This is a genomic window from Sedimentisphaera salicampi, from assembly GCF_002117005.1.
Classification (GTDB): Bacteria; Planctomycetota; Phycisphaerae; order Sedimentisphaerales; family Sedimentisphaeraceae; genus Sedimentisphaera; species Sedimentisphaera salicampi.
In genome coordinates this window covers 2,680,826-2,699,973 of the sequence record NZ_CP021023.1, presented here as the reverse complement: position 1 = coordinate 2,699,973, position 19,148 = coordinate 2,680,826, and the positions used below count along the sequence as shown (strand labels likewise).

General features: G+C 47.1%; 12 protein-coding genes, 2 tRNA genes, 2 rRNA genes and 1 pseudogene. 7 read left to right on the top strand and 10 right to left on the bottom strand.

The features are described 5' to 3' along the window. On the bottom strand, positions 1-1,344 hold the full coding sequence (accC, locus tag STSP1_RS10310; RefSeq protein ID WP_085756250.1) for an acetyl-CoA carboxylase biotin carboxylase subunit: 1,344 nt from the start codon (positions 1,342-1,344) through the stop codon (positions 1-3). 14 nt (positions 1,345-1,358) lie between these two features. Next, complete coding sequence (accB, locus tag STSP1_RS10305; RefSeq protein WP_085756249.1) at positions 1,359-1,868, bottom strand: acetyl-CoA carboxylase biotin carboxyl carrier protein; 510 nt, start codon at positions 1,866-1,868, stop codon at positions 1,359-1,361. Positions 1,869-2,098: 230 nt separating this feature from the next. Here accB and rfaD point away from each other — a divergent pair, with 230 nt between their 5' ends. The 3 genes from rfaD to STSP1_RS10290 all read left to right on the top strand — a co-directional run bounded on the left by rfaD (position 2,099) and on the right by STSP1_RS10290 (position 4,467). Further along, positions 2,099-3,079 (top strand): ADP-glyceromanno-heptose 6-epimerase, encoded by a 981-nt coding sequence (gene rfaD / locus STSP1_RS10300; protein WP_085756248.1) that lies wholly within the window; start codon positions 2,099-2,101, stop codon positions 3,077-3,079. Between the two features lie 97 nt (positions 3,080-3,176). Further along, positions 3,177-3,584 (top strand): hypothetical protein, encoded by a 408-nt coding sequence (locus STSP1_RS10295; RefSeq protein ID WP_123807038.1) that lies wholly within the window; start codon positions 3,177-3,179, stop codon positions 3,582-3,584. A 37-nt stretch (positions 3,585-3,621) separates the two neighbouring features. Beyond that, the gene (locus STSP1_RS10290) at positions 3,622-4,467 is read left to right on the top strand and encodes a DNA-methyltransferase (RefSeq protein ID WP_085756246.1); all 846 of its coding nucleotides are present in this window, start codon (positions 3,622-3,624) and stop codon (positions 4,465-4,467) included. A gap of 506 nt (positions 4,468-4,973) precedes the next feature. Here STSP1_RS10290 and STSP1_RS10285 read toward each other — a convergent pair. The 7 genes and pseudogenes from STSP1_RS10285 to STSP1_RS12860 form a co-directional block, all read right to left on the bottom strand. Next, a complete protein-coding gene (locus STSP1_RS10285; protein WP_085756245.1) occupies positions 4,974-5,474 on the bottom strand; it encodes a hypothetical protein in 501 nt (166 codons plus the stop codon). A 408-nt stretch (positions 5,475-5,882) separates the two neighbouring features. Further along, positions 5,883-6,254, bottom strand: coding sequence for a GxxExxY protein (locus tag STSP1_RS10280; protein ID WP_085756244.1), 372 nt, complete (start codon positions 6,252-6,254; stop codon positions 5,883-5,885). A gap of 204 nt (positions 6,255-6,458) precedes the next feature. Beyond that, on the bottom strand, positions 6,459-9,056 hold the full coding sequence (locus STSP1_RS10275) for a GLUG motif-containing protein (RefSeq protein WP_085756243.1): 2,598 nt from the start codon (positions 9,054-9,056) through the stop codon (positions 6,459-6,461). Positions 9,057-9,937: 881 nt separating this feature from the next. Then, entirely contained in the window at positions 9,938-10,501 is a 564-nt protein-coding gene (locus tag STSP1_RS10265) for a phosphoribosyltransferase (protein WP_085756241.1), read from the bottom strand. Then, positions 10,498-11,472 carry an acetyl-CoA carboxylase carboxyltransferase subunit alpha gene (locus STSP1_RS10260; protein ID WP_085756240.1) on the bottom strand — a complete coding sequence of 325 codons (975 nt, stop codon included), beginning with the start codon at positions 11,470-11,472 and terminating at the stop codon, positions 10,498-10,500. Before STSP1_RS10260 ends, STSP1_RS10265 begins: the two co-directional genes overlap by 4 nt. Before the next feature lie 181 nt (positions 11,473-11,653). Further along, the gene (locus STSP1_RS12865) at positions 11,654-12,496 is read right to left on the bottom strand and encodes a bifunctional methionine sulfoxide reductase B/A protein (RefSeq protein ID WP_418314536.1); all 843 of its coding nucleotides are present in this window, start codon (positions 12,494-12,496) and stop codon (positions 11,654-11,656) included. 129 nt (positions 12,497-12,625) lie between these two features. Continuing rightward, positions 12,626-13,081 (bottom strand): annotated as a pseudogene (locus tag STSP1_RS12860) (CIA30 family protein); the annotation flags it as partial. Positions 13,082-13,477: 396 nt separating this feature from the next. On the opposite strand from STSP1_RS12860, the gene STSP1_RS10250 reads away from it, so the two are divergent. The 4 genes from STSP1_RS10250 (at position 13,478) to rrf (ending at position 16,785) form a co-directional block, all read left to right on the top strand. Continuing rightward, positions 13,478-13,551: transfer RNA gene (locus tag STSP1_RS10250), tRNA-Ile, on the top strand. An 11-nt stretch (positions 13,552-13,562) separates the two neighbouring features. Next, positions 13,563-13,635, top strand: a tRNA-Ala gene (locus STSP1_RS10245). Positions 13,636-13,781: 146 nt separating this feature from the next. Next, positions 13,782-16,590, top strand: a 23S ribosomal RNA gene (locus STSP1_RS10240). Positions 16,591-16,681: 91 nt separating this feature from the next. Then, positions 16,682-16,785, top strand: a 5S ribosomal RNA gene (gene rrf / locus STSP1_RS10235). A 415-nt stretch (positions 16,786-17,200) separates the two neighbouring features. On the opposite strand, the gene STSP1_RS10230 is transcribed toward rrf, so the two are convergent. Further along, positions 17,201-19,120, bottom strand: coding sequence for a hypothetical protein (locus STSP1_RS10230; protein WP_085756238.1), 1,920 nt, complete (start codon positions 19,118-19,120; stop codon positions 17,201-17,203). Positions 19,121-19,148 lie beyond the last annotated feature (28 nt).

The following is a 19,148-nucleotide window of genomic DNA, read 5'->3' as shown; positions in this document are numbered from 1 at the left end:
TCAAAATTCCATTTCGCTTTCAAGAAAGCCGGTGTCAATCTGGTTGTTTCTATATGATGGATGATCAATTATCTTTAGAGAAGCAGGTATTGTGGTTTTAATCGGAGATATCTGAAATTCCTGCAATGCCCGTTTCATAGTTGCAAGTGCAGTTTCTCTGTCAGGCTGGTGAACGAGGAGCTTGGCAATCATTGAATCGTAATTCGGAGAGATAAAATCGCCCTGCTTTAGGAAAGTTTCCACTCGCACTCCAAATCCGCCCGGCACAAAAAAATCATCTATAGGACCTGGGCAGGGAGCGAAGTTCATCTCGGGATTCTCTGCATTTATCCTGCACTCTATAGCGCAGCCATTGAGCTTGATCTCGTCCTGCGAAACAGAAAGCGGCAATCCCGCTGCCACGAGAATCTGATGCTTGATAAGATCCTGCCCTGTAACGAGCTCAGAGACGGGATGCTCAACCTGTATTCTTGTATTAACCTCGATAAAGTAAAAATTGTTATCCTTATCGAGAAGGAATTCAACCGTAGCAGCATTGTGATAGTTCGCCTCTTTGAGAAGCCTCTTTGCAGCCTCGCAGAGTTTCTCCCTTGTTTCTGGCATTATAACCGGACAGGGAGCTTCTTCTATAAGCTTCTGATGCCTTCTCTGCACGGAGCAGTCTCTTTCGTAAAAATGCACTGCATTTCCGTAAGTGTCTGCCAATGCCTGCACCTCAACATGCCGCGGGCGTTCAATGAACTTCTCTATGTACACCTCATCATTCTTGAAGGCAATCTCTGCCTCGCTCTTGGCAGCTGTGAGAGCGTTTTTGAGGTTAAGGTCGTTGTGGACAACCCTCATTCCCCTGCCCCCTCCGCCTGCTGAGGCCTTAACGATTACTGGAAATCCAATCTCTCTTGCAAGCTCGAAAGCCTGCGCTTCAGATTCAATCGCTCCATCAGAACCCGGAACAACCGGCACTTCGGCGTTCAGAGCAATCTCCCTTGCCTTAACCTTATCCCCGAGCTGTTTCATCGATTCCGGCGAAGGGCCGATAAATGTAATCCCGCAATCTGCGCAGATTTCTGCAAACTCTGCGTTCTCTGCAAGAAAGCCGTAGCCCGGATGGATAGCATCAACATCTGTGATTTCCGCCGCGCTTATAATAGCCTGCACGTTCAGATAGCTCTTTGCAGGCTGGGCAGGGCCGATGCAGACCGCATGATCTGCAAATTTTACGTAGGAGGCGTTTCTGTCGGCCTCAGAAAACACAGCTACCGATTCTATGCCAAGCTCTTTACAGGCACGAATTACCCTCAGGGCGACCTCGCCCCTGTTTGCAATCAAAATTCTTGAAAACATATCGAAAGCCCTTCTTAGTCGGGTTTAACCTTAAACAGCTCCTGTCCGTACTCAACTGATTCGCCGTTGGATACAAGAACCTTCTCTATAACCCCTGAAGTTTCCGCCTTGATTTCATTCATCACCTTCATCGCCTCAACGATACATACTACGGTTTCGGGGGTTACCCTGTCGCCAATCTTAACGAAGGGCTCCGCCTCCGGGGTGGGCGCTGTGTAAAAAGTTCCCACAATCGGGCTTGAAACAGCATCCATTCCGGAATCATCCTGCTCTGTCTGCCCTGCGCTGACCTGTTCTTGCTGGGAAGGAGCGGGCTGAGGCGTCGTCTGAGGTGTCCCTTGGGCAGGGTTCACAAACTGCGCAGGCATTTGCTGCACGATCTTCTCGGACTGAGGCTCCGGCCTTCGCAGATGGATAGTTTTCTCTTCGTCTTTTAGTTTTATTTCTACAAGCTCGTTTGTTTTCATCATTTTAACGAGCTCCCTAACGACCTTCACATCGTCCCTGTTTATTTTCTCTGACATAATAGCAACCTTTCAATTTTAACGAGGTAAACCGTTGCGGAATTATAACTAATTGCTAAGTTCATTCAAACAAAATCAATACAAGAAACTATACGCCTGTTAATTTAATGCAGGGCAAACAAAAAACAAAAATCGGCAAATCTTCTTTGCAAACTAACCTTTAATTCTTGAAACAACACTCTTCTTACGGATAATAGCCAATCATATGTCTTTCTAAAAGGATTGTAAAAATGATAGCAGTAACAGGTGCGGCAGGGTTTATAGGTTCCTGCCTTATAGCAGAGCTCAACAAACGGGGCGTTGAGGATATTTTAGCTGTGGATGAATTAGGCAGTGATGAGAAATGGAAAAACCTCAGACGCCTCAAAATAAAAGACTACCTCGAAAAGGACGATTTTCTAAGCCTTCTTCTGGATGATGATGTTTCGCTGAAGAAAAACATATCAGCAATTTTGCATATGGGAGCCTGCTCGAGCACCACAGAGACAGACTGCACCTATTTGATAAAGAACAATTTCGAATACAGCAAAATACTTTGCAAATGGGCTTTAGAAAATGCTGCACGGTTTGTATATGCATCCAGCGCAGCCACTTACGGAAATGGAGAAAACGGCTTCAGCGATGAACACAGCATTATTAATTCCCTTGAACCGCTGAATATGTACGGTTTTTCAAAGCATTTATTCGATAAATGGGCACTTGCCTGCGGAGCACTGAATTTTGCAGCAGGATTCAAATATTTTAACGTTTTCGGCCCAAACGAATACCATAAGGGCTCTATGCAGAGCTTCGTCCTTAAGGCGTTTGAACAGATCAGGGATACAGGGAGGGTTCGGCTCTTCAAAAGCGAGAACCCCGATTACGGCCACGGCGAGCAGCTCAGAGATTTTGTTTACGTAAAAGATATAACTGATATGACACTCTTTGCTCTGGAGCGAAGGGATGTCTGCGGGATATTCAATGCAGGCACAGGCGAGACAAAGAGCTGGAACAGGCTCGCAAAGGCCGTGTTTGCTTCAATGAACAAAGAGCCTGAAATTGAATACATTGATATGCCGGAGAATCTAAAAGGCAAGTATCAGTATTACACTAAAGCAGATATGAAAAAACTCAGAGATGCCGGCTGCAGCAATGATATCACCGAATTCGAAGAGGCTGTAAGAGACTACGTACAAAATTACCTGCAGAAAGGGAACTACTATCACAGCTAAAAAGAAAAAAAACCATCCATATACCAACGATGCAAAGAAATATCTGGCAAAAAGGGGCTATAAAACCGAAGAGCTCGGCACTAAAGAGCTCGAGGCTGTGCTTGATCACGTGCGAACGCACTTGCAGGAAAAAATTGCCTTCTGGATACTCGGTGTTTCAATCATCCTCCTGATTCCGATTCTTTATCTCAGTCATAATATGATTGAACAGAGGGTCGCTTCTGTAAACACTGAAGACGCTCTGCTTTACATCACCGTAACTGACTCAAGCGAGATAAGCTACCAACCCGGACAGCTTCAGGCAATGCTTGGCTATTATACCAAGGAGTGTATAATGTTCGGCTTCTACTCCGGACTCGGAATTGCCTTTATACTTCTGCTGCTGGCTTACGGGCAAAGCAGAAGATCGAGGCGTAAATTCGTAGAAGCCCTGCTTCCAGAGAAAGATCAAACAAAATCAGGAGGACAATCTGAGCTCAGCGAAAAACAAGACGATAATCCTTGACCTCGGAGAGCAGAAAAAGCTCTATGAGCGGGTTGAAATGCTCAGCAGACCCGCTGATAAAGATGACCTGAACGGAAAAACATTTCATCAGAACATTTTTGATGCAAGCAGTTTTCTGCCAGAGGCTTTTGTTGACCTTCTAATCGCAGACCCGCCCTACAATATGCGGAAATGCTACAACGGAACAAGCTTTTCAAGACGCACGGAAGACGAGTATGAGGAATATACCGAAAGATGGATAAGCTCGCTGAAGCATACCCTGAAACCAAACGCCTCTGTTTATATATGCAGTGAATGGCAGTGTTCCGGTGCTGTGCAGCGGGCTGCTTCAAGGCATTTCAGCATTCAAAACAGAATCACATGGCAGAGAGAAAAGGGGCGTGGAGCAAAGAAAAACTGGAAAAATTCAAGCGAAGACGTCTGGTTTTGCACTGTGGGCAGCAAATACACATTCAATGTTGAAAGCGTGAAACAGAAGAAAAAGGTAATTGCGCCTTACCGTGATAATCTCGGCGAACCTAAAGACTGGCAGAGGGAAGGAGAAAATGCCTTCCGGCTCACACATCCTTCCAACATCTGGTTCGACATCACTGTTCCATTCTGGAGCATGGCTGAGAATACAGAACACCCCACACAGAAACCTGAAAAGCTCATTGCCAAGCTCATTCTTGCAAGCAGCAACGAGGGCGATTTTATATTCGATCCATTCCTCGGGAGCGGAACAACCAGCGTGGCCGCAAAAAAGCTGGGGAGAAAATTTGCAGGTATTGAGCAGGAAGAATATTATTGCTGCCTTGCCGAGAAAAGGCTTGAAAACGCAGGAGAAAGCCAATCTATACAAGGCTATAAAGACGGCTGCTTCTGGGATAGAAACTGCCTTTAGTAAATGCCTGAGCCGTTAAAACAAATTATCAAGGTTGAGTTTTTTCAGCCGCTAACCCGCGCTGAGATTTATAAGCCGCTAAGCTTCGCTAAGATGCACTAAGGGGATATTTTTGACAGGATTATTGAATATGAGAAAGATGTTTTCAGCCGCTAATCCCCGCTAATTTTTCTCTAATGATTTAAGATAAGTTCTTTTGACGGGGAAAGCCAATTTAAAATTAATCTGAAATCTTTATCTCATCCTGTAAATCTTGTTAATCCTGTCTAATTTATCACATCCCTCTCCGCCTTCGGCGGACCTCCACGTGCGGCTCTGATTGTCGTTAGTATTACGCAGCGATTTTACGAAACTAATGAATGTTTAAACCGAGCCACGCATGAATCCGCCTTCGGCGGAGAAATAAGTGGACAGCAAATATCCATCACAGTCTGGCCGCAGCGAATGCCTAGCGTATCCGCCACGGCGGACGTCGCACCGCTTGCTGCCCCTGCGTAATCTGCGGATTATATCGTGTTTTTTCGCTTCTTCATAGCGAGGCCGGCGAGTGCGAAAAACCCGATCGTTGCCGGCTCTGGTACTGTCTGGCCTTCGTAGAGCGTTTCGAACGTATTGGGATTGACTATCTCGAAGCTCTGCTGCGCAGGTGAGCTGCCGGCATAATCAAACTCCAGCGAAAACCCGCTCAGCTCCCCGCCTGCTGTTAGCGGGGCAGATATATTCAGCAGATCATATCCAGCCCCCGATTCGGTTAACGGCTCGGGCTCGATTATCAGCTCATCCCAGCCCTGCGGGTCTGCGGTAGTGATCTCGAAATTCGCATAGTCCTCATAAGCAAACCATATAGTAAGCTCGCTGATCTGCTCTGTGCCGCTGTTGTATATCGCATACTCCGCCTCCCACCGGCTGCCGCTGATGTTTGAGTAGTCTGCCTGTATTTCCGCTATCATCTGGCCGCTGCAAGCCGCTGCAGACAAGAAAATCAAAATTGCTGATAAAGATTTCATTTGTTCTCCTTGAAAGTATTATTGTAAGTATTCAGTTTTAAGTTTTAAGTTTTAAGTTATAAGTCGTAAGTTTTAAGTTTTAAGTTTTAAGTTTTAAGTTATAAGTCGTAAGTTTTAAGTTTTAAGTTTTAAGTTGTAGGCCAACCGATATTTTATTTCTGACAGGATTTACAAGATTGACAGGATGAGATAAATAGATTGGCTTAATTTTTCAGCATTGTCTCAAACATAAATGCTAAGCCCCGATAATCATATCTTTATCTTACTTTAAAAAATCTCATATTAAAATAATCCTGTAAATCCTGTCCAAAAATCTCATATCTCATATTAAAAACAATCCTGTAAATCCTGTTAATCCTGTCCAAAAATCCCATATCCCAAATTAACAATAAACATGTTAATCCTGTCTCATTCAAGCTTTTTCACTTTCCTCTTCACATCAACACCCTCAGGCCCGAAGTTTATCAAAAGCCCTACATCCTTGCCGGTAGCTGAGAGATAGTTCACCAGCTGCACACTGTGCGCATCTGCAACCGTCGTTACAGACTTCAGCTCTACAATAACCTCATCCTCCACAAGAATATCAGCCCAAAAATCGCCAACACAAATGCCGCTGTAATAAACTTTAATCGGGCTTTGGCCGGCGGCTTTTATGCCCTCTTTTTCAAGCTCTATCAGCAAACATTTCTCATAGACCGATTCGAGAAAGCCGAATCCCATCTCATTATATACCGTATAGCAGCAGGCAATTATTTTTCGCGTTAGGTCTTGGTGTTTCATTTTTATTTCCGACAGGATTTACAAGATTGACAGGATGAGATAAATAGATTGGCTTAATTTTTCAGCATTGTTTCAAACATAAATCCTAAGCGCCGATAATCATATCCTTATCTTACTTTAAAAAATCCCACATTAAAAACAATCCTGTAAATCCTGTAAATCCTGTCTAAAAATCTCTTATCCCAAAATTAGAAATAATCCTGTCTAAAAGATCTCGTCTGCGAAGTTTTCGAAATCTTCCATATCCAGTCCATCGCCGATGATTGCGAGGTCGATATAGTTCACCTCCCCGTCAAAGTTTACATCGGCAATCCCTTCGCCGAGCCAGCTCTCTGCAAGCTCCATAAGCTCCGGCCAGCCGAGGCCCGCTTCGCCGAACAGCTCCGGCTCAAAGCTGCACGTTACAACCTCCATCGATGCCGGCCCCGGCCCGCGGCTGAGCTCTGCCTGCCATGTGAGCCGGCTCTCGTCCGTTCGCACGGAGCGGTCTATCCGCAACGTAAGCTCGCCCGTGGAGAAGCCCGCCTGCCCGCCGGCAAGAGCGCCGAGACCGAGCGAACCGCCCGCCGCTATCTCGATATTCGCAGGCGTTGCCGCAAGGCTTATCTGCCCCGAGCTGATATCCCCGCCCCCGTTCACCAGCTTTAGCGTGATGTCGTATTCAAATTCGCTCCGGCCAACCCGCCGGCGATCGGCAACAGCGAGCTGGGCAATCTCAATCCCGTCCTTCAAATCCGTTACGCCGTTAAGCAGCGGATAGCTCCCCGCCGGCATAAACCATATATCTTCCTCGCCGTTAGCCGCTTCGCCCGCAAAATCCCAGCCGGCATCGGTAAACGTACTCTGCGCCTGCATTTCGGCTGTAGTAAGCCCCGTTCCGCCCGCACTGGGATTCATTCCGCTTGCCTCTTTATCCCAGAAGGAGTTCATAATTGTGCCATAATTCTTTGCACACAAACCACCAACGTAATGATCTCCCGAAACAGAGCCCGTTGCATAGCAATTCATGATTGTGCCGTCATTATTAAATCCACACAGGCCGCCAAGATAATCTGAATCATCGCCTCCGGAAACAGAGCCGATGGCATAGCAGTTTGAGATTGTACCATCATAATTTCTGCCACACAAACCGCCGAGGCCATTTGAATAATCTCCCCCTAAAACAAAGCCAGTCGTGTAACTGTTCGAGATTGTACCAGAATTTTTTCCGCATAAGCCACCAAGAGAACTGGAATTTTCCCCGCCCGACAAGTTGCTTTTTGCATAGCAACTATCAATTGTGCCACTATGATTCAATCCGCAAATGCCGCCAAGGTAAGTCTTCCCCAAAACAGAGCCTTTAGCGTAGCAGTTTGTAATTGTGCCCGATGAATTGTATCCGCATAAACTGCCGAGGCGATATTTGCCTGAAATATTACTATTAGCATAGCAGTTCTTAATTAAGCCACCTTCTTTTCTTCCACATAAAGCTCCTATATAGCGAGAATTTTCGTCGCCTATAATATTAGCACTTTGTATTTCTATGTTTCGAACTTCTCCTCCATATATTTCACCAAAAAGGCCGAGATAAGACCTTAGACCTATATTTTCACTCTTAATTTGTAGATTAGAAATTTTAAATCCGCTGCCGTCAAAACTGCCGCTGAAAGTCGTTATAGGATAATAATTTATGCCCTGCATATCTATATCATTGGTTAAAACGAAATGTTTATCCCAGTCTGGCAAGCGATTGCTGAGGCAGACTAAATCCTGAGAATCAGAGATTTCGAAAGGCTTTTCTTCTGTCCCTTCGCCGCTGTAAGTTTTAGTTGGTAAGCCTGTAGTAATAACAGAACCTTGAGCATTTTCCCATGCAAGGCGGGGGTGATCATTGCCTTCATCTATTGTCCAGCTTCCATCATTCCAGCCTATAAAAGTAGTCATAGTTTTCATTTTATCAATGGATTTAGGCTTCCCGCCATCACTTGTAATCATCCCGCTAGCATCTCTATCCCAAAAGGAATTTAATATTGTTCCATTACCATTATATCCGCACAGGCCGCCTAGGTTGTCCGCATCATCTTCGCCTGAAACAGAGCCGGTCGCATAGCAGTTCTCGATTGTGCCGTTCGAATTCCATCCACAAAGGCCGCCGAGACTATCACCTCCCGAAACAGAACCGGTCGCATAACAGTTCTCGATTGTGCCTTCATAATTATATCCGCACAGGCCGCCTAGTTTATAATCTCCCGAAACAGAACCGGTGGAATAGCAGTTTGTGATTGTTCCGCCATTATACCCACATACGCCGCCGAGATGCGAGCCGCCCGAGACAGAGCCGGTTGCATAACAGTTCTCGATTGCGCCGCCCGAATTCATTGCACACAGGCCACCGAGATGGCCTGAATCATCGCCACCAGTAATCAGGGCATTTTCAATACCAAAATTTACAACTTGTCCATCAATTTTTCCAAAAAGGCCGAGATAGCCGGGATAATTTTCTGTTACGTCTAATGTGTCAATTGTGAGGTTCAAAATCTTGTAGCCCGCCCCGTCAAATGAGCAGGAAAAGGATGTGCCGTTGAAACCAGCATCGCTGTAATCGGTGTCCGGTGCGATAACAGCTCGTTCGTAGGTTCTTCCCGAGAGGTCGATGTCATTCGTCAGGACGTAATGGGCGGAGAGGTCGTTGTTCACCGCTTCGAGGTGGTCAGGGGTGGAGATTTGGTATGGGTTGTTTACTGTGCCGTCGCCTGCGGCGAAACCGAATGCAATGCCTGCTGCGGCAATAGCTGCAAGAAGGGAAACTCTAAGGGTACACATATTTATCTCCGGATAAAAAAATATTAACTTTTTATATCATCCCCAAATAACGCCAGTTACCCTTTCCGGACTGAACTTACCGAATTCGCGCGGAGAATTCAAGGAAAAAATAAAATTTCCGCCGATTTTTTTAATTTTTTTGAAAAATTCGTATTAAACCACGAAGGACGCGAAGGATGAGAAGGGAATTTTCAGCCACTAATCCCCGCTAATTTTTCACTAATGATTCGGAGGAGGCGGAGTTTTATTTTTTAGACAGGATTTACAGGATCTACAGGATTATTGAATATGAGAAAGATTTTAAGCCGCTAATCCGCACTAATTTTTCACTAATGATTTTGCCACGAGCTACTCTGCCACGAGCCACAGGCCACTATCTTTATCACATCCCTCTCCGCCTTCGGCGGACAAGCTCGGTATAAATCAAATTTACATTGAAGGGGGACAGGCACATAAATGTGGGAAGGCTCTCTGCCGGCAAGGACGCTTCAACGCAATACACAATCCTGCTCTGATGTTGGAGATATTTTTTTACACGGAGCTATCGGAGGAAACGGAGGAGATATTTTTTTGACAGGATTTACAGCCCCGAACCGCTTTGGCTACGGGGCAAGGATTGACAGGATAAATATTTAATAGGGAAAAGGCAGAGAGGGATTTTTAGCCGCTAATCGGCACTAATTTCTCGCTAATGATTTTGCCACGAGCCGCTGGCTGCTTGCCACAAGCCAACTTGCCACGAGCCACGAGCTACTCGCCACAGGCCACAGGCCACACAAAATCCGTGCAATCTGCGTAATCTGCGGATTATATCTGATTAGTTTCGTATTGATCGGCGCTGGCACTGGTTCGCCTCGGAAGCTGCGTACAAATTGCCTGAATCACTCAATAGCGGCTATGTAAGGCAGTTCCCTGAGCAGGCCTTTGTAGTCCAGCCCCACGCCGGCGAGATATTCTTTTCTCTGGGTTTTCAGGCCGGCCATATCTGCCTTGATATTTACATCCCGTTCGATATCTCGTTCAATCAGTACGCAAATCTGCACCTTAGCGGCACCATATTCAAGCATACGTTTCCTCAGGGAGCTCATTGTTCCGCCTGTATCGAGTATATCATCTATCAATACAACCGTTTTCCCTTTTATTTGATCTTTCTGAATATGGTCGTCCTCAATATTCACTACCTCGCTGGACTGAGTGGTTTCTTGGTAGCTTGAAGTTCTTATGGGTATAAGCTCTTTTTCAATCCCCGCTCTGAGCAGTCTTTTTTCCAGCATCTGAGCAAACGTCCTGCACCCCTCGAGCATATAAAAAACCAAAACGCCTCTCTGAGTTTTGATTATCCCGCCAAGCCATTCAGCGCAGCGATCAGCTGCCTGGTTTACCTGTTTCTCGGTAAAAAGCACTTCCCTTACCAGCTCTTCATTATTCTCTTTGACATCCATCATTCGCCTGCCGATGAAAACTGTGAAGGCTGCCCGATTGAAGTTATTCTCTCGTATCTTTTTTCGAGCAGCTGGTCAATGTTTTTGTATTTAAGTTCGTTCAGCTTGCTTAGGATAAAACTCTCAACATTGTAAATAGCGGTGTATTTATCCCTGTGCGCGCCGCCGAGCGGCTCGGGAATTATATCCTGTATTACGCCGAGGTTCTTTAAGTCTTTCGCTGTGAGTTTGAGCTCTTCTGCTGCCTGGTCGGCTTTGCTTCCGTCTCTCCAAAGGATAGCTGCGCACCCCTCGGGGGATATAACGGAATAATAGGAGTATTGAAGCATAGCGAAGCTGTCGCCAACGCCTATGCCCAAAGCACCTCCGCTGCCCCCTTCTCCAATGACGATCGATATAACAGGCGTGCGAAGGCGTGCTAATTCCATAAGGTTTTGAGCTATCGCCTGAGCCTGCCCCCTTTGCTCTGCCCCTATACCGGGATAAGCCCCGGGAGTGTCGATCAGTGTTACAACAGGGACGCCGAATTTTGCCGCAAGCTTCATATTTTTCAGCGCCTTGCGGTATCCTTCCGGATTTGCGCAGCCGAAATTGCATTCAACCTTGTCTTTAACGTCCCGCCCTTTTTTATGGCCAACAATCAGCACCCGTTCCATACCGATATGACCGAATCCGGTAACTATTGCCTTATCGTCTCCGAAACACCGGTCGCCATGCAGCTCGCTGAATTCCTTAACCATATTTTTGAGATAATCGCTTAGTATAGGCCGATTCGGATGACGGGAAACCTGCACTGTCTGCCACGCACTGAGCTCGTTGTATGTTTCCTGAAGCAGCTCTACCTGTCTCTTATGGAGACTGTATATCTCTGAGCTCTCGGCATTCTCTGCTTTGAGCTTGTGGAGCTGCCTGTCTATTTCCATTATCTCCTTTTCAAACGGGAGATAATTGCTTTCTTTGAAAGTTTCAGTCATTACTACCTTTTCGCGTAACCCTTAATTAGTCTTTCAGAGCATTCGGGCAAACACGCCGCCTCAGCCCGCTTTTTTAACTGCGGCGCAGAGAGGTATGTTAATAAAAACAGCCCTTTTATCAATACAAAACCTGTCCGAAGCGACTGCGAAATCCCAAGAGAAAGAAAGCTTTTCGGCTGATTTAATCGAACTTTTTCTGATAAATGTGGCAGTATGGAGTTTTGCCGTTCTTTTTGTAGTAGTGTTGATGATAATCTTCAGCATCCCAGAATTCATTCGCTTTGCTCAGCTCAGTTGCCACATCAAGCCCTTTTTCTTCGAGTCTTTTTATGAGCTTCTCTGCGGTCTGCTTCTGCTGCTGTGAAAAATAGAATATCTCGCTGCGATACTGTTCTCCGATGTCCGGCCCCTGCCTGTCCACCTGAGTTGGGTCGTGCGTTTCGAAGTAGATTTTTGCGATAGTCTCGTAGTCTGTCTTGTCCCTGTCGAACTCTACCATAACCGCCTCAGCGTGGCCTGTATCTCCAGAGCAGACTTGCTTGTATGTAGGATTATCTGTCTCGCCTCCTGTATAGCCAACTTTCGTAGCAAGCACGCCGTCAATCTTGTGCAGATGGTGCTGAACGCCCCAGAAACAGCCTGAAGCAAATACAGCCCTTTCTATTCTGCTCTCCGGCACAAAATCCATTGAGATAGAATTTACGCAGTGTCTGGTATTCTTCTCTGTGAAGCCTTCTCCCCTGAATACGTGCCCTAGATGGCCGCCGCAGTTTGCGCAGGTGATTTCGGTTCGCATCCCGTCTGCATCAAGAGACTCCTTCACAGCTCCTTTGATAGAATCGTCGTAGCTTGGCCAGCCGCAGCCGCTTTTGAATTTGCTCGAAGAGCGATATAAAGCCGCCCCACAGCGCCTGCAGGTATATATCCCGTTTTCATAGTGGTCGTTGTATTTGCCGGAGAAAGGTTTTTCAGTGCCCTTTTCCAAGATCACCCTCTTCTCCTGTTCTGTAAGTTCATTATACATATCTTGCTCCCTGTAGAATCCTATTCCTTCAACTACAATATCAGCCTGCATTTTCTCGAAAGCCGCCGCAACTGCAATATATTTAATTTTGGAAGGATCAAAGCCTCTCCACGTCCCGTATTTTTCGAAATCCTCAAAAGGAAGGTAATGCGTTTCGCTTTTTTCGCCGGCCTCAAAATCCTGCTTAAAGAACTCCCATGGAAACCAGTTTACAGAAGTTCTGATGTGAACTGAATAATCCTTCCCGTTACCGCTCGCAGATATCCATACGCCATCATACCCGCTGGCATCACAGTATCCTTTATCAGTCTTGAGTTTCTTACGGACTAAAATGAATCCTCCGTTATTCTCCAGTGAAACACTGCCCTGCATCCTGAGCCTCCCCTCTTCCGGCATGCTCATTTTGCCCTCAGAAACGCCGCCCATAACCTGATCAGTAAAAAACCGCCAGTTATTCTGCCCTCCGGAGAAATCGTCTATTATATACCTGTCATTTTCGGCATCAGGCTTATACTGTTTGGAGCAGCCTGCAATCAATGCCGCCGAAAGACAAACAACTGTAATTATCAATATCCTGTAAAACATCTCTTTCCCCTTTCAGGTTTAAGTCTTACTTATTATTAACTTACGATTAAGTTCTGCTGCTCGATTGATTTTGTTCTAAAAAATTATTGTTTTTTCAGCTTGCCGCCCCTCTAAGAAGTATTTTAACCAGCTTTTAACAGATTTTTCATAAAAAAACCAAAACTTTGAAAAAATGTGATTGACTCATAGATATGTGTTCCTATAATTCGCCGTTCCCTCGTTGATAGAGGCAGGTTACGGGAATCCGAGAAAATAAAAAACAAACAACTTTCTTGACATTACCCGCGGCTTAGCTATATTAACGTTTCTCGCTGTATTGCGAGGATTTCGGGAGCTCTTTAATAAACGGATACTGAATCGAGCTTTTGGGTTAACCCCTTGGGCTCATAGAGATATGGGCTCGTAGCTCAGCCGGCTAGAGCGTTCGCCTGATAAGCGAGAGGTCGAAGGTTCGAGTCCTTCCGGGCCCACTACTTATCAGGGGGCTGTAGCTCAGCTGGGAGAGCATCTGGTTTGCATCCAGAAGGTCGTCGGTTCGAATCCGTCCAGCTCCAATGTTCTTTGACAATTTAATAGAGATAGCGAAAAGGTTAATTGTACCCATACAAATAAGCGGTACAATTTCACTGTAGATTAACACATATACCTAAGTTAGTTTTTTCAATAAAGGCGAACACATTAGTCAGTTAATGATTGATGTGGTCAAGTTACTAAGGGTATGTGGGGGATGTCTAGGTGCCGAGAGGCGAAGAAGGACGCGGCAGGCGGCGAAACGCCCGGGTTAGGAGTCAAGCATCCGATTACCCCGGGATATCCGAATGGGGAAACCCAACAGGGCCGGGCAACCGTACCCTGTAATCATCATCTGAATGCATAGGGTGATGAGGCGAACGTGGAGAACTGAAACATCTAAGTACCCACAGGAAAGGAAATCAACCGAGACTCCGTTAGTAGCGGCGAGCGAAAGCGGATCAGCCCGTGCCTTATCCGTATATTAGTCAGGCGAATGTTTCTGGAAAGCTGAGCCACAGAGGGTGAAAGCCCCGTAGTCGGAAGCTTATATACGGATTGGCACATACGAGTATCACGGAACCCGTGGAACTCCGTGTGAATATGGGGGGCCCACCCTCCAAGGCTAAGTACTCCTCGGCAACCGATAGTGCAAAGTAGCGCGAGTGAACGATGAAAAGTACCCCTACAAGGGGAGTCAAAAGTACCTGAAACCACATACCTACAATCAGTGGCAGCCCATTAATGGGTGGCCGCATGCCTTTCGCATAATGAGCCGGGGAGTTACTGTCTATGGCATAGGTTAAGTCCTTCAGGGACGCAGCCGCAGGGAAACCGAGTCTTAATAGGGCGATTCAGTCATAGGTGGTAGACGCGAAACCAGGTGATCTACCCATGGCCAGGTGGAAGGGAGTGTAAAAATTCCTGGACGACCGAACCCACCAACGTTGAAAAGTTGGGGGATGAGCTGTGGGGAGGAGTAAAAGTCTAATCAAACCTGGAGATATCTCGTTCTCTTCGAAATAGCTTTAGGGCTAGCCTCAAGTAATACCCGTCGGGGGTAGAGCTACTGATTGGGACTGGGGGGCCACCAGCCTACCCACCCCTACCAAACTCCGAATACCGTCGGGCTTATCTTGGGAGTTAGACTGCGGGTGATAACATTCGTGGTCAAGAGGGAAACAACCCAGATCGCCGGTTAAGGTCCCAAATTTCTGCTAAGTTACAAAGGAAGTCGGTTTGCACAGACAATCAGGATGTTGGCTTAGAAGCAGCCACCATTTAAAAAGTGCGTAATAGCTTACTGATCGAGCAATCCGGTGCCGATAATGAACGGGAATAAGCAGAAAACCGAAGCCGCGGACAAGCAATTGTGGTAGAAGAGCGCAGCATTCAGCGTTGAAGCGATACGGAAACGAGTCGTGGAGCGTATGCTGGCGATTATCCCGGCATGAGTAACGATAAAGCAGGTGAGAATCCTGCTCGCCGAAAACCTGAGGTTTCCTGGGGAAGGTAAATCCGCCCAGGGTTAGTCGGTCCCTTAGTCGAGGCTGAAAGGCGTAGACGATGGAGAAGCAGGTTAATATTCCTGCACCGCGTTGTATGACACAGGCAGTGACGTATTCTTTAAGGCAGTCCCGTGAGTAGTCGAGCGGGTCCCGCAAGGGCGAGGGCGATTTACGATCCCGAAGCTGCCGGCGAGAGTACCGAGAAACAGCTGCTGCAGACTGATTACAGCGTGTCCGTACTAAAACTGACACAGGTAGGTGAGGAGAATATCCTCAGGCGCTCGAGAGAACCGTCCTTAAGGAACTCGGCAAATTGACCCCGTAAGTTCGCGATAAGGGGGCCCTACCCCGCTTCGGCGGGAAGGGGACAGAAAAGTAGCTCTGGCGACTGTTTACCAAAAACACAGTTCTCTGCTAACACTTAAAGTGGATGTATAGAGAATGACGCCTGCTCGGTGCCGGAAGGTTAAGGAAGCTTGTTCACGCTCGCGACTGAAGCCCCGGTAAACGGCGGCCGTAACTATGACGGTCCTAAGGTAGCGAAGTTCCTTGTCGGGTAAGTTCCGACCTGCATGAACGGCGTAACGACTGGAGCACTGTCTCAAGGACGGACTCGGTGAAATTGTATTTGAGGTGAAGATACCTCATACCCGCGGCAAGACGGAAAGACCCCGTGAACCTTTACTGCAGTCAGGTATTGGCACCTGGCATATCATGCGTAGGATAGGTGGGAGATTATGAAGCGGCCATTCTGGTGGTCGTGGAGTCATCCTTGAAATACCACCCTTGGTGTGTTAGTTGTCTAACGGTGTTCCTTGAATCAGGGCACCGGACCGTGCTTGATGGGCAGTTTGACTGGGGCGGTCTCCTCCTAAAGAGTAACGGAGGAGTACAAAGGTACACTCAGCATGGTTGGCAATCATGCGAAGAGCGTAAAGGTATAAGTGTGCTTGACTGTGAGAGTTATCGCTCGAACAGATGCGAAAGCAGGTCTTAGTGATCCGGTGGTTCCGAGTGGAAGGGCCATCGCTCATCAGATAAAAGGTACTCCGGGGATAACAGGCTTATCTCCCCCGAGCGTCCATAGCGGCGGGGAGGTTTGGCACCTCGATGTCGGCTCATCACATCCTGGGGCTGTAGGCGGTCCCAAGGGTTCGGCTGTTCGCCGATTAAAGTGGTACGCGAGCTGGGTTCAGACCGGCGTGAGCCAGGTCGGTCCCTATCTGCCGTGGGCGTAAGAACCTTGAGAAGATGTTTCCCTAGTACGAGAGGATTGGGAAGCACTGACCGCTGGTGTACCAGTTGTGCTGCTAAGTGCATTGCTGGGTAGCTAAGTCGGGACAGGATAACCGCTGAAGGCATCTAAGCGGGAAGCCAACTTCAAGATTAGGGTTCTACAGTTCCCTGGAAGACTACCAGGTTGATAGGCCGGGTGTGTAAGTGTAGAAATACATTAAGCTAACCGGTACTAACGAACAGATACTTGACCATATCAATCATTGATTGACTTAACGTTGGTATACGTTAATCCGCTGTCTCTTTTTTATTGAATATAAAGCTCAATCGAGCTTAAAATAAACTTGCTGGTGACTATACTGAAGGGGAAACGCCTGATCCCATTCCGAACTCAGAAGCTAAGCCCTTCAGGCCGATGATAGTCTAAGCGAAAGTAGGTGATCGCCAGCTTTATGAAAGCTCCTCAGGGAAACTTGAGGAGCTTTTTTTGTGCGCTATGTTAGAAAATATGAATGATACTGCGGCTGTGCCTCTCCCCTGTCTTTTGAACAATCGAGACCGGAGACCGTCCCAATTAGTGTGTCTAAAGCTGTGGCAGTGCCCCAATATCGGGACTGGCGGAGGAGCTGTACGCTTGCGCTTCTGTACTTGAATTTTTCGTTCATTGCTGAACAGCGAAAGCTCTGAATCGCCCTTTAAGGAGCTTGCAGCTAAAAATCTAATCCGTCAAATCGAGGGCTCGAATCTAAAAGTTCTGAAGCATACAAATTCAGGAGAAACCTGAAAATAATCTTACTAACCTATAAAAAAAGGCCTGCTCACTTTGAACAGGCCCTCTTACATTGTCATACATAAAGTTTTGACGCTATCTTCCGCCTCCGCCGCCGAACGGGTCGAACCCTCCGCCGCCGAACGGGTCGAAGCCGCCCTGGCCTTGCCCGCCCTGCTGACCGCCACGATTAAACCCGCCTGAGCGTGATTCTTTCACTGTAACCTCTCGCTCAGCTTCTGCGGTTATTGTCTTATAGGCCTTTGTCATAGAGGAGCTCCAGTTGCGGTTTCTAATCGGAACAACATTAACCTCCTGATCCTGAATATATACCATACTCTCGTACTGCTTTTCTACGAAGTTTCCAAGCAGCGACCAAGTGCTGGTATCCACGGTGTCAACGTAAACAGCTCCTGTGGAGTAATCAAATTCTTCAGGCTCTGTTTCTTCTTCCTCCTCATCTTGTCTCTGGTCTGGACGGCGGCGTCTGTCGTCCTGCTTTTCTTCTGCCAATCCTCCAACGCTCTCGCCGGGCTTAACAAAGAAATCGTGCAGATGCCACTGGCCAAGCTCGAGCTTTGCAACTTTGCAGAGAACACCGTTGGTTTTCCCGTCTGAAGGGAATATATACTGCGTTTTCAGTATTTCGAAGGATTTAGTGGGCTCTGTGAATTCGCTCCATAGAACCACATCATCATTATATTCGCTGTAATCCTCTTTCAGCCAGTCTTTTCCTGCAACAGGATTAAACACGCCGCATCTCATTCTGTAGCGATAGGTTTGCCCGGGCGAAACTGTATCATCGTGCGACCATACATTTATAACGCCGGAAAGTTCTTCAAGCTCTTGCCCCTCTTCAATCAAAAGCTTCTGATATTCTTCTTCCAAATCCACCTGCGGTCTCTGGGGAGTTTCTTCTTCCTGTCTTTCATCTCTTCTGCGCGTCCTTCTGTCGCGGTTTGTATCCGGCTGGTTCATACCGGGATTGAAGCCGGCACCTCCGCCGCCGCCTCCGCCAAATGGATCAAAGCCGCCCCCGCCGATGTCTTGAGTGTCTCTCTGCGGCCTTCTTCTTCTGGTATCTCTCTCTTCGCTTTCCTGCCTGCGTGATTCTCTGAGTTCTCTGAGCTCTTCACGCCTCTGCATTTCCATCAGCTTTTCATACTCATCATAAAGCGACGGGGGATACCATTTCTCATCAACTACTGCAATATCATACATCTGCGGCTGCAGGGCATTTCTCCAAACATCCGAGGTTTTGAACTGGGGCATAAGAACATTGAGCTGATTAGCCTTCTGCACATCATAGGCCTGCTGAATAAGCTCTGAATACTTGTCCACCTTAGGCCTTTCAACTGTCTGCCAGTCGCTCCAGCCTGTGGCAGTGAGAACCTGCCTCTGCATTTCGATTCCGGCAAAAACAGGGCTTGCAAGGGTCTGGTCTCGCCATTCGGCTTTGATTCCGCGGCCTGCGAAAGTTCTTTTGAAGCTCGCCAAAAGCTCTGAAATATCAAACTCTGCCTGCAGAGTTACAACATCAATATCCCTCGGCTCTACTTCAGCCTGAGAATAATCATTGGCCGGCTCAAGCTTGCTGAGAGGCATAAAACCGACTGTACGCACCTTTTGAGCTTCGAGATTTGCAAGGCGAGGTATATCAGGCAGTGCATACTCCCTGTCTCCCTGAATCGCATCAAGATCTGTTGCAGGCACTCCAATCGGCTGGAGGTCGAGTCCGCCGAGGCTGCTGTCCATCATAGATTTGAAATCATCCAGCTTTGCTGAATACTGCGTCTTCGGCTGCGGCGAGGATTCAAGTTTATTCTCAATAGTCTGGGTATCCTGAAGTATTTCTCTGTCAACGTTTGCAGGTGAAACCTCCTGAGAACCATACTTTAAGGTGTTAGGCCCCATAATTACAAAATAGAGCAGCACCGCCAGAGAAAACAGCGCTGAAACACCCAGCACTATCCAATGCACAATACGTTCTATAGGACTTTCTTTAGATCTACTCATTATCTCTTCCCGTTAATTCTAAGAGGGT

Coding starts and splice junctions, on each gene's coding strand:
- accC (WP_085756250.1), bottom strand. CDS start 1,344: ATGTTTTCAAGAATTTTGATTGCAAACAGGGGCGAGGTCGCCCTGAGG.
- accB (WP_085756249.1), bottom strand. CDS start 1,868: ATGTCAGAGAAAATAAACAGGGACGATGTGAAGGTCGTTAGGGAGCTC.
- rfaD (WP_085756248.1), top strand. CDS start 2,099: ATGATAGCAGTAACAGGTGCGGCAGGGTTTATAGGTTCCTGCCTTATA.
- STSP1_RS10290 (WP_085756246.1), top strand. CDS start 3,622: ATGCTCAGCAGACCCGCTGATAAAGATGACCTGAACGGAAAAACATTT.
- STSP1_RS10285 (WP_085756245.1), bottom strand. CDS start 5,474: ATGAAATCTTTATCAGCAATTTTGATTTTCTTGTCTGCAGCGGCTTGC.
- STSP1_RS10280 (WP_085756244.1), bottom strand. CDS start 6,254: ATGAAACACCAAGACCTAACGCGAAAAATAATTGCCTGCTGCTATACG.
- STSP1_RS10275 (WP_085756243.1), bottom strand. CDS start 9,056: ATGTGTACCCTTAGAGTTTCCCTTCTTGCAGCTATTGCCGCAGCAGGC.
- STSP1_RS10265 (WP_085756241.1), bottom strand. CDS start 10,501: ATGATGGATGTCAAAGAGAATAATGAAGAGCTGGTAAGGGAAGTGCTT.
- STSP1_RS10260 (WP_085756240.1), bottom strand. CDS start 11,472: ATGACTGAAACTTTCAAAGAAAGCAATTATCTCCCGTTTGAAAAGGAG.
- STSP1_RS12865 (WP_418314536.1), bottom strand. CDS start 12,496: ATGTATAATGAACTTACAGAACAGGAGAAGAGGGTGATCTTGGAAAAG.
- STSP1_RS10230 (WP_085756238.1), bottom strand. CDS start 19,120: ATGAGTAGATCTAAAGAAAGTCCTATAGAACGTATTGTGCATTGGATA.